Genomic DNA, 14573 nt, shown 5'->3' with positions numbered 1-14573 from the left:
GGTCCCTGCGTATTTTGTTCTTGCTTTGTGCCGGCAGCTATGCTAGTAATTTAGGTATGGTGCTGATTCGCGCCAAGACCCGCCGCCGAGACGGGTTTTTTCGTTTCTGAGCCTATTCGGCGCGAGGCTCAGTCGATCTTGATGAACACGCCCTTGGTGTTGAGATACTCGTCGAGGTGCTCGGCGCCGCCCTCGCGGCCGTAACCGCTCATCTTATAGCCGCCGAACGGCACGGCGGGATCGATGGCGTGGTAGGTGTTGATCCAGACCGAGCCGGCACGGATCTTTCGCGACAGCTGGTGTGCCTTGGCCAGGTTTTGGGTGAAGACCCCAGCGGCAAGGCCATAGAGCGTGTTGTTGGCCCGCTCGACCGCCTCGTCGAGCGTATCGAACGGCAGCGCGGAGATCACCGGCCCGAAGATTTCCTCTCGTGCGATTTTCATGTCGTCCGAGACACCGGCAAAAACAGTCGGCGCGACGAAATTGCCGGCGGCAAGCGCGCCTTCTACAAGCCGCGTGCCTCCGGTGACGAGTTTTGCCCCTTCCGCAGTACCGGCCTCGAGGTAGCCGGTGACCCGTTGCAGCTGCTTTTCGGAGACGAGCGGGCCGATCTCGGTCGCCGGGTCGATGCCGTCGCCGATCCTGAGACCTTTGGCATATGTCGCGAGCCGCTCGACAAACTCGTCATGGATGGGGCGTTCGACGAACAGGCGCGACCCGGCGATGCAGATCTGGCCGGAATTGGCGAAGACCGACATTGCAGCCACCGGCACCGCCTTGTCGAGATCGGCGTCGGCGCAGACGATGACCGGCGACTTGCCGCCAAGCTCCAGCGAGACGCGCTTCAGATTGCCGGCCGAGGCGCGCACGATCGACTGGCCGGTCGCCGTCGAGCCGGTGAAGACGATCTTGTCGACGCCCAAATGCTCGGCCAGTGCCGCGCCCGCCTCGGCGCCGGTTCCGGTAACGACGTTGACGACGCCTTCCGGCACACCGGCCTCGTTCATGATGTCGGCGATCAGCAGCGGCGTCAGCGGCGCCTCTTCCGACGGTTTCAGCACGATGGTGCAGCCGGTCGCCAGCGCCGGCCCGATCTTCCAGATCGACGCCGCGGTCGGCGCATTCCACGGGATGATGGCGCCGACGACCCCGACCGGCTCCTTGCGGGTGAAGGAGACGATTTCGCCGGGCAGCGAGTTTTCGATGGTCTCGCCATGCAGCGACGTCGCCATGCCGGCATAATAGCGCAGCATGCCGATGACGCGGTTGCGGTTGGCGCGGGTGCGCACGATCGGCATGCCCATGTCGGTGGTGTCGGAGCGGCTGATCTCTTCCCAATGCTTTTCGAAGAGATCGGCTATCCTCAGCAGCAGCACCTGCCGCTCATAGGGCTTGAACCGGCCCCACGGTCCCTCGAACGCCTTGCGCGCAGCAATCACCGCCAAGTCGATGTCCTGGCGGTCGCCGCGCGGCACCGTGGCAATGACCGCACCGGTGGCCGGATTGCGGCTCTCCATAGTCCGGCCCAAGAGGGCATCGACCCAGGCGCCGCCGATGAACATCTGCCGATGGCGCCCGTCGATCGGCAGCCGCAGTGCCGCCGCTGTCTGAGCTATGGTCATGACCGTCCTCCAACCACGCGCGGTAGTCTCTCAGTCTAGATTAGCGGTATCGTTGTATCGAGTCCGTGGGTGATCCGTAACGAACTTATCGCTACCATCAGGAGGCGTGGTCAGCGTCGCACCACGGGCAATCACTTGAGATTAATTATCGATCTCGAGGCCGCCCCTCATCGCCCTGCCGGGCACTTCTCCCCATATAGTGACGGGGAGAAGGACGCCTTCGCAAAGGATTTCGCCAATATCCAGCGCTGCAAAAAAGCGCGCCGAGGTGCGGCTAGTCCCTTCTCCCCGTCACTATACGGGGAGAAGATGCCGGCAGGCAGATGAGGGGCGGCGCCAACCTGCGCGATTGCCTCGACCGCTATTCGGCCGCCAGGGCCAGTTGCGGCCTTTCGCTTTCTTCTGCCGTCGTGGCCGCCTCCTCCGTTGCCCCGACCTTCTTTGGCTCCCTGCCGAAGAACAGCGCGTAGGCTGCCGGCAGGACAAGAATGGTCAGCACCGTGGCGACGAGGATGCCACCCATCATGGCATAGGCGAGCGGCCCCCAGAAGACGCCGCGCGAGATCGGGATCAGCGCCAGCACCGCGGTCAGCGCCGTCAGCACGATCGGCCGGAACCGGCGAACGGCCGAGCCGATGATGGCCTCGGAGCGCTCCACGCCGGCGGCGATGTCCTGGTCGATCTGATCGACCAGGATGATCGAGTTTCGCATGATGATGCCGAGCAGAGCGATGACACCGAGGATGGCGACGAAGCCGAACGGCGCGCCGCTGATCAAAAGTGCTGCCGCCGCCCCGATGATGCCGAGCGGACCGGTCGCCAGCACCAGCATCGCCTTGCCGAAATGCTGCAGCTGGATCATCAGCAGCACGACGATGACCGCAAGCATGATTGGCGCTTTCGCCGCAATCGAGGCCTGGCTTTCGGCCGCATCCTCGGCGCCGCCCTGGATCTCAATCTTGTAGCCGGGTGCGAGGCCGTCGCGCAGGCCCTGCATCTCGCTGTACATTTTCATGGCGACATCGTTCGGCTGCACGCCGTCCGGCAGCGTGGCGCGTACGCTGATGGTCGGCAAGCGGTCGCGCCGCCATTCGACGCCTTGCTCCAGCACCGGGACGATCTTGGCCACCTGCGACAGTGGCACGAAGCCGCCGAATTCGGTCGGGATATAGACGGAATCCACCGCGGACAGCAGATGCCGGTTTGCCTCCGGTTCACGGGCAACGATCGAAACCGTCTCCTCGCCGTCGCGGAAGTCATCCAGCGGCGCGCCGGCCATGGTCGCCTGCAGCATCTGGCGGATGCGCTGCGAGGTGACGCCGAGCGCACGGGCGCGATCCTGGTCGATCACCAGCTTCATCGCCGGCACCGGCTCCAGCCAGTCGTCGTGGATGGCGCCGAGCAGCGGATTTGCCTGGAACTTCGCCTTTACCTCGTCGGCGATGCGGCGCACCTCCTGGCGATCCGGACCCATGACGCGCATCTGCACCGGCCAGCCGGTCGGCGGACCGAGGAACAGGCGATCGACCTTGGCGCGGATCGACGGGAAATCCTCGGCCAGGATGGTGCGCAGCTTGACGATCAGCCGCTCGCGGGCCGGTTCGTCATTGGCCATCACCAGAAGCTGGGCGAAGTTCGGGTTGCGAAGCTGCTGGTCGAGCGGCAGGAAGAAACGCGGTGCGCCTTCGCCGATATAGGTGGCGATGAAGCGCTTGTCCTTGTCGTCCATCATCCTGGCTTCGAGCGCCTTGGCCTGCGTCTCGACTTCCTTGATGCTGGTGCCTTCAGGCAGCCAGAGGTCAACAAGGATTTCCGGGCGCGACGATTGTGGGAAGAAATTCTGCGGGATGAACTGGAACGCCCACAGGCTGGTGGCAAAGGTCATCAGCGTCATCACCAGCACGATGATGCGATGGCGCACCGCCCATGCCACGGTCGAGCGAAGCCGGCGGTAGAAGCCGGTGTCGAAGACATCGTGATGGTTGCCGGCGTGCTTGCGCTGCTTCAGGATCATGTGGCCGAGCCATGGCGTGAAATAGACCGCCGCGAACCAGGACACGACCAGCGCGATGCCGACGACGTAGAACAGGGTGCGCACATATTCGCCGGCCGTCGAGGCGGCGAAGCCGACGGGGATGAAGCCGGCTGTGGTGATCAGCGTGCCGGTCAGCATCGGGAAGGCGGTCGAGGAGTAGGCGAAGCTCGCCGCCTCGACCTTGACCAAGCCTTCCTCGAGCTTTCGCTCCATCATTTCGACGACGATCATCGCGTCGTCGACCAAGAGGCCAAGGGCGATGATCAGCGCGCCGAGCGAGATGCGCTGCAGGTCGATGCCGAGCTCGTACATGATGGCGAAGGTGGCGGCCAGGACCAGCGGAATGACGATCGCGATCACCAGACCCGAACGCCAGCCGATCGACAGGAACGAGACGACAAGCACGATCAGCAGCGCTTCACCGAGCGCTTCCATGAACTCGGCCACCGCATCCTTGACGACTTCCGGCTGGTCGGAAACCTGGTCCACCGAAACGCCATAGGGCAGCGCCTCCTCGAAGCGCTTGTAGGTCGCTTCGACGTCCTTGCCGATATCGGTGACGTTGAAGCCCTTGGCCATGACGACGCCGAGCTGGACGCTGTCGTGGCCGTTGAAGCGGTATTTGCGCTGGTACGGGTCCTCGAGGCCGGAGGTCACGGTGGCGATGTCGCCGAGGCGCGTCACCTGGTTGCCGGCGCGCAGGCGAAGCTCGCGGATGTCGGCCGCCTTGGCCACGTCGCCTTCGACCGAGATGCGCACCGAACGCTGGCCGGTGTCGACCGAACCTGCCGGATCGACATTGTTCTGGCCCCTGATCGCATTCTGCAGGTCGGTCAGCGTCAGGCCGCGTTCGGCAAGTACCTTGGACGAAACGTCGATGTAGAGCTTTTCCGGCTGGTCGCCGATGATCACGGCTTTCTCGACGCCGGGCGTCGTCAGCAGCATGTCGCGCGCCTGGATGGCGAATTTCTTCAGCTCGGGATAGCTGTAGCCGTCGCCGCTGATCGAATGCAGCGTGATGAATGTGTCGCCAAATTCGTCGTTGAAGTAGGGCCCGAGCAGCCCCTGCGGCAGCTCGTTCGAGATATCGCCGACCTTCTTGCGCACCTGATAGAACGCATCCGCAACCTGCGCCGGGTTGGTGTCGCCCTTGACCTGCAAGGTGATGATGGCGCTGCCGGCGCGGGTATAGGAGCGGACGAAATCGAGATGCGGCGTTTCCTGCAGCTTGCGCTCGATCTTATTGACGACCTGGTCCTCCATCTCCTTAATCGAGGAGCCTGGCCAGATCGCCTGGACGACCATGACGCGGAAGGTGAAATCGGGGTCTTCCTTCTGGCCCATGCGCATCAGGCCGAGCGCACCGGCGACGATGATAAGCCCGAACAGGAAGCGGGCAATGCTCGGATGGCCGATTGCCCAGCGCGAAAGATTGAAAGACCGCTTTTCATTGGTGTTGGTGGTCATCGGCGTCAGTCCGTTTCAATTTGATCAACAGAGCACGCGCTTTCGCATGCCCAAGGAACTTCCGATGTGAGCTTCCGGGCGGCGAGGCTTTCCGAGTTGAAAGATCTACATCGCGGTGGGACGCGAGGATCGACGTGGGGGTTACATCGACCTGAGATCTCGAAAATCGGGGGCGCCTGCCGCCCGGAAACCGTGAATTGCCTGGCCGTCAGCGCAAGCGCCTTGCGGCGTCGTCATCGGCCGATGCCGACTGCTGCGCTGCATCGCCGGTCAGCTTGACTTTCAGATTCTCGGTCATGAACTGCGTGCCGGCGGCCACCACGACGTCGCCCGGCTTCAGCCCATCGGCGACACTGACGCCGTCGGGCGTGAAGGCGGCGACCTTGACCGGATGCGCATGGACCGTTCCGCCATTGCGGTCGACGGTCCAGACGATCGATTGGCTGTCCTTTTGCGCCAACGCGCTCAGCGGGATCGACACCAGCTGCTGCCGGTTGCCCGCCGCAGCTTCGATGGAGGCGGTCATGCCAAGCAGCACGCGCGGATCGTTGGGCAGGCTGACGCGAACGGCAAAGGTGCGCGACTGCGGATCGGCGCTGCCGGCGACTTCGCGGACCTTGCCTTCGAGCGTCAGCGCCTCGTCGGACCAGAAGCCGGCCTTGACGGTCTTGCCCGGCTTGAATTCGGCGATATCGGTTTCCGGAACAGCGATCAGGACTTCCTTCTCGCCGTCGATGGCAACGGTCACCACCGGCGTGCCGGAGCCGACCACCTGGCCGACATCGGCGGCAACGGCAGTGACGATCCCGTTCTTGTCCGCCTTGAGATCGGTATAGCGGACCTGGTTCTGTGCCTGCGCAAGCTGCGAGCGGGCGGAGTCTCGCGTGGCGACCGCCTGATTGTAGCTGAGCGTCGCCTGCTCGAGCTGCGACTTCGGCGCGAAATTCTTCGCGTAGAGCTGTTCGGCGCGCTTGCGCGTAAGCTCGACTGTCTCGACCTGACGGTCGGCAGCATCGAGGCTGGCCTGAGCGCTTCTCACCGAAAGCTCATAGTCGGTGGGATCGATGCGGGCGAGAACGTCGCCCGGCTTGACGCGGTCACCGATGTCGACAAGGCGCTCGGTGATCTTGCCGTTGATGCGAAAGCCGAGATTCATCTCGGTGCGGGCGCGCACCGATCCGGAATAGGAAAGCTGACGGGTATCGCTCGCCTTGGCGATCTCGACCACCTTGACCGGGCGGATGATCTCCTTGACCTCGGCTTTCTCCTGCGAGCAGCCGACGAGGCCGAGAGCGGCAACGACAATCAATGCCAGGCCGGGGGCCGTTCGCCTGTTGGTGATGGACTTGGACAAAGACACTTTTTCGTACTCCCGAACTGTGGAGATGAATTGCCGACATCGCCGCCCCACGGGCGGCAACGGTCATTTCTTCAAGGCTCTGATTGCAAACTCGGTCAGCTCGTCCGGCGTCGCCCGGTTCTTCTTGGCGAGGCACTGAGCCATCATCTGTGGATGACAGAGGCTGATAATAGCAGCACCGAAACACCGGGAAGCGACTACCGGATCCTGATCGACGAACTCGCCGGCGGCGATGCCCTCGCGGATCACTTCCGCGACCAATTCGTGGATGCTGTCGATGTGCTTTTCGATGACATGCCAGTCGCGCTCGATGGCGACGATGACCATCTCGTGCACCTTCTCCTGGTCGATCATGGTCTCGAGCGTCCACTGATAATGCGTGTGCACGTAGCGGCGGAGCTTCTCGCTGGCGGTGCCGGAACCATGGCAGGCCTCGTAGGTCAGCCGGTAGCAGGTGGCGAGCATGCGGCCGCAAACCGCCTGGTGGATTTCGACCTTGGAGGCGAAGAAGCGATAGATGTTGGCGGTCGACATGCCGAGTTCGCGCGCTATGTCGGCGACGTTGGTCTTGCCGTAGCCGTAGTGGCGGAACAATCGCTCCGCGCAATCCAGGATGCGGGTCACATTTTCCTGGCGGGCGGAGTCGGCGGTGGTGTCTAGGGTTTCAAGCATCTCATTGGCCAAAATTTACGACTGACGAATTTAGAATTTCGTCACTCGTAAATTGAAAACCGTCACCTGTCAAGGCGCGATGTTGGCCGGCTGGCTCAATTGATGACAGATGCTGACATCGTCTTAGGTGAGTCCGCCTGTGAAGCGGGCTCTCGAGAGGTCCTCCAAGCCATGTGGTAAACCCGCCCGCGCGCGTCTACAGCCCCGCGTCTTATTGACGCAAAGGACGCGGTAGCAGTTTGATTTTGCGTATGATTTTCCGAAATCGGTTCCGACTTGGGGTCATGCACTAAGGCTGTTTCGCCATTTCTCGCAGCCGGAACTTCTGGATCTTGCCCGTCGAAGTCTTCGGGATCTCGGCAAAGATCACCGCTTTCGGCACCTTGAAGCGGGCGAGCAGCGCGCGGCAGTGCTCGATGACCTCGGCCTCGGTCGCCGCCTTGCCCGGCTTCAGCTCGACATAGGCAACCGGCACCTCGCCCCATTTGTCGTCGGATCTGGCGACAACGCCACAGGAGGCGACGGCAGGATGTTTGTAGAGCGCCTCCTCGACTTCGATCGAGGAGATGTTCTCGCCGCCGGAGATGATGATGTCCTTGGAGCGATCCTTGAGCTGGATGTAGCCGTCCGGATGCATGACGCCGAGGTCGCCCGAATGGAACCAGCCACCGGCAAAGGCCTCGTCGCTCGCTTTGCGGTTCTTCAAATAGCCCTTCATGACGATGTTGCCGCGGAACATCACCTCGCCAATCGTCTCGCCGTCGGCCGGCGTCTCTTGCATGGTCTGCGGGTCCATCACGGTCAGGCCTTCGAGCGCGGCATAGCGCACGCCTTGCCTGGCCTTCTTCGCTGCCCTCGGCCCCTTCGCCAGCCGGTCCCACTCGCCGTGCCATTCGTTGACGACGGCCGGGCCATAGGTTTCGGTCAGGCCGTAGAGATGGGTGACGGCAAAGCCCGCATCGGCCATGCCCGACAGCACCGCCTCAGGCGGCGGCGCCGCGGCGGTGTTGAAGGTGACGGTCTGCGGGAACTGCCGCTTGTCCTCGTCCCTGGCGTTGATCAGCACCGACATGACGATGGGTGCACCGCAGAGATGGGTGACGCCGTGATCGGCGATGGCATCGTAGATCGGCTTTGGCCGCACCCAGCGCAGGCAGACATGGGTGCCGGCCTGCACGGCAAGCGTCCAGGGAAAGCACCAGCCGTTGCAGTGGAACATCGGCAGCGTCCACAGATAGACCGGGTGCTTGCCCATGCCGGCATGGATGGTGTTGGCATAGGCCATGAGTGCCGCGCCGCGATGGTGGCAGACGACGCCCTTCGGATTGCCTGTCGTGCCGGAGGTGTAGTTGAGCGAGATGGCATCCCATTCGTCGTCCGGCATCGACCAGGCGAAATCCTCATCGCCGTCGGCGAGAAACGCCTCGTAGTCGAGCGTGCCGATCCGCTCGCCCTTGGGATAGGGCGCGTCGGCGGCGTAATCGGGATCGTCATAGTCGATCACCAGCGGCTTGACCTTGGCCAGCGCCAGCGCTTGCCGAACCACGCCGGTGAATTCGCGATCGACGAACAGCACCTTGGCTTCGGCATGGTCGAGCTGGAAGGCGATGACCGCGGCATCGAGGCGGGTGTTGAGCGAGTGCAGCACGGCCTTGGTCATCGGTACGCCGAAATGCGCTTCCAGCATCGGCGGTGTGTTGGACAGCATGACGGTGACGGTATCGCCCTTGCCGATGCCGCGCTTCGCCAGCGCCGAGGCAAGCCTCAGCGAGCGTTTCCAGAAATCGTGATAGGTTGTGCGCTGGCGGCCATGGATGATGGCGGTCTGGTCGGGAAAGGTTTTTGCCGCCCGCTCAAAATAGGTCAGCGGCGTCAGCGGCTGGTGGTTGGCCGGATTCCTGTCGAGATCCTGTTCGTAGGGATTGCCCATCCCGTCCTCCGCCAGTGTTCGTCCAGAACTTCTAACCGCGGCCTTCCGGCCCGTCACCACCAACGATGCCATCATAGACCGCGTTTGGCGCAGGATGGTCTAGATTCGGCGGGCGAAAGAGCATCGTATGCCTTCGCTCAATTTGACTTTTGTCGAGAGCCGTGAATAATGTCAGCGAGGAGATGGCATGGCGATCCGACCGGCAGAACAGCTTATCCACAAGGCCGCCTGGCTTTACTATGCACACGGCCTGCGCCAGGACCAAGTGGCCAGCCAGCTGAAGATTTCCCGTGCCTCGGTGGCGATGTATCTGCGCAAGGCGCGCGAGACCGGCATCGTCAACATCTCGACCTCGACCCAGCTTTTCACCGACGACGTCCTGGCGCGCAAGCTGGAAGACGCGCTGCAGCTCGACGCCGTCTGGATCGCGCCGGAAAACGGCTATGTCGCCGACCCGTCGACCGACATTGCTGTGCTGGCGGCAAGCGTCTTTCTCGAGCTGGTCAAGAAGGGCGACCGTATCGGCGTCGCCTGGGGACGGACCGTCTATACGATCGCCGACATCATGTCCTATGCCGACCTGCAGGACGTCACGGTGGTGCAGCTCTGCGGCAATCTGGGAGCCCCCTATTCGTACCGGCCCGACCAATGCACCATGGAAATCGCGCGCCGGCTCAATGCCAAGGGGCTGAATTTATACGCGCCGCTGGTGCTGACGACGGAAGAACTGGCACGCGGCCTGCGCGCCGAGCCGGTGATCCGCGAGCAATTGTCGGGCATCGGTGACTGCGGCCTGGCGCTGTACTCGGTCGGCTCGGTGGATACCGACAGCCATTTGGTCAAATGCGGCGCGCTGACGCCAAGCGAAATGGCTGCATTGCGCAAGGCGGGTGCGGCCGGCGTCATCGCCGGACAGATCATCGATGCCGAAGGCAAGGCGCTCGACTGCAGCTACAACCGCCGGGTGATTTCGGCAGAGCTGTCATCGCTGCGCAGGATCGAAAAGCGCCTTGTGGTGGTGCAGGAGGACAGCAAGTTCGAACCGCTCATCGCGGCGATCGCCGGCGGGTTCTGCACCCATCTCGTTGTCGGCGCGCGCATGGCACGGCGGCTGCTCGACTACGCTGGAGCAACAGCAGAAAAGGTCGCCTGATACCCAGTTCCAGCCGCCGGCGCTTTGTCATCAAGGCGTCGCGGCATTCCTGTTCACAACAAACGAGAAATCGGACGAAGTTGATATGAAGAACCTGTGGAATGACGGCGACGCGGAGAAACTGGTCGCCGACTATGCAAAGAAGGGTGTGTCCCGAGACCTGGCGCTGCGCGTCTACACGACCAGGCTTCTGGGCGGCGAGCCGCGGCTCGTCCTGCATGGGGGCGGCAACACCTCGTGCAAGACCAAGGCCACCGATCTTGTCGGCGACGAATGGGACGTGCTCTGCGTCAAGGGCAGCGGCTGGGACATGGGCGTCATCGAGCCGCAAGGCCTGCCGGCGGTCAAGCTCGGCGCGCTGTTGAAGGCGCGGTCGCTGCAAAAACTCCCCGACGAGGACATGGTCGCGCTGCAACGGGCGAACCTCATCGATCCATCCTCGCCCAATCCGTCCGTCGAGACGCTGCTGCACGCCTTCCTGCCGCACAAATTCGTCGACCACACGCATTCGACCGCAATCCTGGCCATCGTCGACCAGGACGACAGCGAGCCGCTGAGCCGGAAGGTGTTCGGCGAAAAGATGGGGTTCGTGCCCTACATCATGCCGGGTTTCGATCTGGCCAAGGCGGCTGCCGACATCTTCGACGCCGATCCGACGGTCGAAGGCCTGATCCTCGACAAGCACGGCATTTTCACCTTCGGCGACGATGCCAAGCAAGCGTACGACCGCATGATCCACTATGTGACCGTCGCCGAGGACTACATTGCCAGGAACGGCAAGCCGCCTGTCGACAAGTCGGCCTTGCCTGCCAGGCTGGCCAAGCCGGCGGAGATTGCGCCCGTGCTGCGCGGCGCGGTGGCGGTGGCGCGCGGCGAAGGCCGCTTCGACCGCATGATCAGCGATTTCCGCACCTCGGACGCGATCGTCGATTTCATCAATTCGGCGAGGATTGCCGACTTGGCCGGACGCGGCGTCTCGACACCCGACCTGTCGATCCGCATCAAGACCGGACCGATGGCACTGCCGGCGCCCGACGCGGACAAGATCGGCGACTACAAATCCGTCATCCGCCAGCATGTCGAGAAATTCGCCAAGGACTATCGCGCCTATTTCGAAACCAACGACGCGCTCGACGATGTGAAGCGCACCATGCTCGACCAGATGCCGCGGCTGACGCTGGTGCCGGGCCTCGGCATGTTCGGCCACGGCCGCACGCTCAAGGACGCGAAGATCGCCTCCGACGTCGGTGAAATGTGGATCGAGGCGGTGCGCGGCGCCGAAGCCATCGGCGATTTCCGGCCATTGTCGAAAAAGGAGCTGTTCCCGCTCGAATACTGGTCGCTGGAACAGGCCAAGCTCGCCTCCAACAAGCCGAAGCCGCTAACCGGCCAGATTATGCTGGTCACCGGCGGCGCCGGCGCGATCGGCGCCGCCACCGCAAAGCTGTTCGCCGACAACGGTGCCCATGCGGTGGTCGTCGATCTCGACGCGTCAAGAGCTGCCGAGGCGGCAAAAAAAGCCGGCAACAATTCGATCGGCATTGGCGCCGACATCACCGATCCGGCGCAGATGCGCGCTGCGTTCGACAACGCGGTCGCCGTCTTCGGCGGCCTCGACATTCTCGTCTCCAATGCCGGTGCTGCCTGGGAGGGCCGGATCGGCGAGCTCGACGACGCCACTTTGCGCAAGAGCTTCGAACTCAATTTCTTCGCCCACCAGTCGGCGGCGCAGAATGCCGTGCGCATCATGCTTGAACAGGGCACCGGCGGCGTGCTTTTGTTCAACACCTCGAAGCAGGCGGTCAATCCGGGGCCGAAGTTCGGCGCTTACGGCATTCCCAAAGCGGCGACGCTGTTCCTGTCCAGGCAATATGCACTCGACTACGGCGCGCATGGCATCCGCTCCAATGCCGTCAACGCCGACCGCATCCGTTCGGGGTTGCTGACCGACGCCATGATCGCCAGCCGCTCGGGCGCGCGCGGCGTATCGGAGAAGGAGTACATGTCGGGCAACCTGCTTGGGCAGGAAGTGACGGCCGAAGACGTCGCCCAGGCCTTCCTGCATCAGGCGCTGGCCGAGCGGACGACCGCAGACGTGACGACGGTGGATGGCGGGAATATTGCCGCGGCGTTGAGGTAAGCCAAATCTCACCAACAAAAAAGAGCGGCCCGCGAGCCGCTCTTTTCTTTGCCGATAGTGGAAGACTACTTGGCGTTCGGGTTCGGCATCCAGGCCGGCATCGCGACATCGGCATGGGCGAATTGCGGCAGCTTGGCCGAGAGGTCTTCCATGTTCTTGATGTCCTTGTCGAGGAGGTCCTTTTGGGTGATTAGCGTCGGCGGCACGATGACGTTGTGGCCGGGGTCTTCGCCGGCCAAAAGCTGCGCCAGCGCACGCACCGAGACCTGGCCGACAACGGCCGGATTGGTGGCGGCGGTTGCGGCCCAGGCGCTGTCGGGCTCGCGCATCGCGGCGATGTCCGAGGTCGAAATGTCGGCCGAATAGATCTTGACGTCCTTGTTCAGTCCGGCCTCGTCGACGGCGATCTTCACGCCCTTGGCGAATTCGTCATAAGGCGCGAACATCACCTTGATGTCGGGATGAGCCGACAACACCGAGCGAGCCTGGTTGGCGACCGAATTGGCGATCGGATTGTCGAGCGTGCCGAACATGGCGGCTTCGTTAATGCCGGCATACTTCTTTTTGAATTCAACCCAGGTCTCGTTGCGGCGGTCGAGCGGGGCGATGCCGGCGACATAAACATAGCCGGCCTTCCAGCTCTCGCCATTGTCCTTGACCGCCTGTTCGAGCGCCAGGCGCGCAAGATCGCGGTCGGACTGTTCGATCTGCGGGATTTTGGGGTTTTCGACATTGACATCGAAGGCGACGACCTTGATGCCGGCGTCGACGGCGCGCTGGGCGGCGTCCTTCATCGATTCCGTCAGTCCGTGCTGGATGATGATGCCCTGGACGCCGAGCGCGATGGCTTGGTCGACCATGTCAGCCTGAAGGGCTGCGTCCTGACGGCTGTCGAGCACGCGCAGGTCGACGCCGAGTGCCTTGGCCTGCGCCTCGACGCCGGACAGATAAGCCTGGAAGAAGTCGCCGGTCGAGAGATAGCGGACCAGTGCTATCTTGACGGCACCCGGCTTGTCGAACGGGGCCGGCCTGTCCTGCGCCATCGCCGGCAACTGCATCAGCAATGTTGCGCCGGCAAACCCGAGCGCTGCCTTCCCCAAAAGTCTTCTTGTGATGTTCACGTCGTTTCCTCCACTTGTTGAACCCAAAATGTGACCCGGTCGAAACCTATCTCCTGCCCCTGCCGGAAAGGGCGAAGGTGAAGACAAGGGCGACCACGAGAACCACGCCCTTGACGAAATCCTGCGTGTAGTAAGGCGCGTTCATCATCGTCAGGCCCTGCAGCAGCACACCGACAAACACCGCGCCGACGGCCGTGCCGAAGGCGTTCGGCTTGGCGGCGCCGAGAACCGCGTAACCGATGAGTGCCGCAGCCACTGCGTCGAGCAGCAGATTATTACCCGAGGCGATGTCGCCGCGTCCAAGCCGGGCGGCGAGCAAAATGCCGCCGATCGAGGCAAAAACTCCTGATATAACGTAGGCCCAGATTTTGTATGCCTTGACAGGCGCGCCAGCGAGTTCGGCAGCGCGTTCGTTGCTGCCGACCGCATACATCATGCGCCCGAAACGCGTGTATTCGAGAAAGAACCAGATCAGCACCGCCAGCACGAGCAGGACGACGACCGACACCGGAATGAGGTTCGGGATGAAAAAATCGAAGCGATGGCGGCCAAGCGCCAGAAAGGCGGCGCCGAAACTGCCGTTGGCGACCGAGCCATCGGGCATCGTCATGCCGGTGGCGATCGAACGGCCTTCGGTAGGAATGCGTTGCAGGCCGACAAGCAGGAACATCATGCCGAGCGTCGCCAGAAGGTCCGGCACCCGCATATAGACGATCAGCCAACCGTTGATGAGGCCGACGACGGCGCCGATCACAAGACAGACGACGACCGCGACGACGGCATTCTGCTCCAGCACCACCATGACATAGGCAGCCGCCATCATGGCGCTGGTGGCGACCGAGCCGATCGACAGGTCGAAGCCGCCGACGACCAGTGTGGCGGTGACGCCGAGCGCCAGCACGCCGGTGATGGCGACCGACTGAAAGATGAAGACGGCGCTTTGCGGCGAGACGAAGCCATCGGCGGCGACGGCGAAATAGGCGATCAACCCGAACAAAAGGATGATGAAGCCGTAGCGGATGGCACGGTCGCGCAGGATCATTCAGCGCTCCCGCACGCTGGCACCGTCTTCA

The 14573-nt window shown here is 63.0% G+C and carries 9 protein-coding genes; 2 read left to right on the top strand and 7 right to left on the bottom strand.

The window, feature by feature from the left end; all coding sequences use genetic code 11:
* Window positions 1-128 precede the first annotated feature (128 nt).
* The 5 genes from NKI85_RS07680 to NKI85_RS07660 form a co-directional block, all read right to left on the bottom strand.
* The gene (locus NKI85_RS07680) at window positions 129-1622 is read right to left on the bottom strand and encodes an aldehyde dehydrogenase family protein (protein ID WP_352776488.1); all 1494 of its coding nucleotides are present in this window, start codon (window positions 1620-1622) and stop codon (window positions 129-131) included.
* 361 nt (window positions 1623-1983) lie between these two features.
* Window positions 1984-5124: an efflux RND transporter permease subunit gene (locus NKI85_RS07675; RefSeq protein WP_352776487.1), complete on the bottom strand. Its 3141-nt coding sequence runs from the start codon at window positions 5122-5124 to the stop codon at window positions 1984-1986.
* Between the two features lie 208 nt (window positions 5125-5332).
* Complete coding sequence (locus NKI85_RS07670; protein ID WP_352529489.1) at window positions 5333-6484, bottom strand: efflux RND transporter periplasmic adaptor subunit; 1152 nt, start codon at window positions 6482-6484, stop codon at window positions 5333-5335.
* Between the two features lie 63 nt (window positions 6485-6547).
* Window positions 6548-7156 carry a TetR/AcrR family transcriptional regulator gene (locus NKI85_RS07665; RefSeq protein ID WP_352529487.1) on the bottom strand — a complete coding sequence of 203 codons (609 nt, stop codon included), beginning with the start codon at window positions 7154-7156 and terminating at the stop codon, window positions 6548-6550.
* A gap of 289 nt (window positions 7157-7445) precedes the next feature.
* A complete protein-coding gene (locus tag NKI85_RS07660; protein ID WP_352776486.1) occupies window positions 7446-9086 on the bottom strand; it encodes an acyl-CoA synthetase in 1641 nt (546 codons plus the stop codon).
* Window positions 9087-9273: 187 nt separating this feature from the next.
* On the opposite strand from NKI85_RS07660, the gene NKI85_RS07655 reads away from it, so the two are divergent.
* A complete protein-coding gene (locus NKI85_RS07655; RefSeq protein ID WP_352529483.1) occupies window positions 9274-10239 on the top strand; it encodes a sugar-binding transcriptional regulator in 966 nt (321 codons plus the stop codon).
* Window positions 10240-10324: 85 nt separating this feature from the next.
* Window positions 10325-12379, top strand: coding sequence for a bifunctional aldolase/short-chain dehydrogenase (locus NKI85_RS07650; protein WP_352529481.1), 2055 nt, complete (start codon window positions 10325-10327; stop codon window positions 12377-12379).
* A 65-nt stretch (window positions 12380-12444) separates the two neighbouring features.
* Here NKI85_RS07650 and NKI85_RS07645 read toward each other — a convergent pair whose 3' ends face one another.
* Together NKI85_RS07645 and NKI85_RS07640 are read right to left on the bottom strand one after the other, a co-directional pair.
* Window positions 12445-13500 (bottom strand): substrate-binding domain-containing protein, encoded by a 1056-nt coding sequence (locus NKI85_RS07645; RefSeq protein WP_352529479.1) that lies wholly within the window; start codon window positions 13498-13500, stop codon window positions 12445-12447.
* Between the two features lie 46 nt (window positions 13501-13546).
* A complete protein-coding gene (locus tag NKI85_RS07640) occupies window positions 13547-14542 on the bottom strand; it encodes an ABC transporter permease (protein WP_352529477.1) in 996 nt (331 codons plus the stop codon).
* Window positions 14543-14573 lie beyond the last annotated feature (31 nt).

It is taken from the genome of Mesorhizobium sp. M0571, from assembly GCF_040320985.1.
Taxonomy (GTDB): Bacteria; Pseudomonadota; Alphaproteobacteria; order Rhizobiales; family Rhizobiaceae; genus Mesorhizobium.
This window is presented reverse-complemented; position numbering and strand designations above follow the sequence as displayed.

Bases quoted from the DNA above. Each gene is read 5' to 3' on its own strand.
- NKI85_RS07655 (WP_352529483.1), top strand. From the start codon at position 9,274: ATGGCGATCCGACCGGCAGAACAGCTTATCCACAAGGCCGCCTGGCTT.
- NKI85_RS07680 (WP_352776488.1), bottom strand. From the start codon at position 1,622: ATGACCATAGCTCAGACAGCGGCGGCACTGCGGCTGCCGATCGACGGG.
- NKI85_RS07640 (WP_352529477.1), bottom strand. From the start codon at position 14,542: ATGATCCTGCGCGACCGTGCCATCCGCTACGGCTTCATCATCCTTTTG.
- NKI85_RS07665 (WP_352529487.1), bottom strand. From the start codon at position 7,156: ATGCTTGAAACCCTAGACACCACCGCCGACTCCGCCCGCCAGGAAAAT.
- NKI85_RS07650 (WP_352529481.1), top strand. From the start codon at position 10,325: ATGAAGAACCTGTGGAATGACGGCGACGCGGAGAAACTGGTCGCCGAC.
- NKI85_RS07660 (WP_352776486.1), bottom strand. From the start codon at position 9,086: ATGGGCAATCCCTACGAACAGGATCTCGACAGGAATCCGGCCAACCAC.
- NKI85_RS07675 (WP_352776487.1), bottom strand. From the start codon at position 5,124: ATGACCACCAACACCAATGAAAAGCGGTCTTTCAATCTTTCGCGCTGG.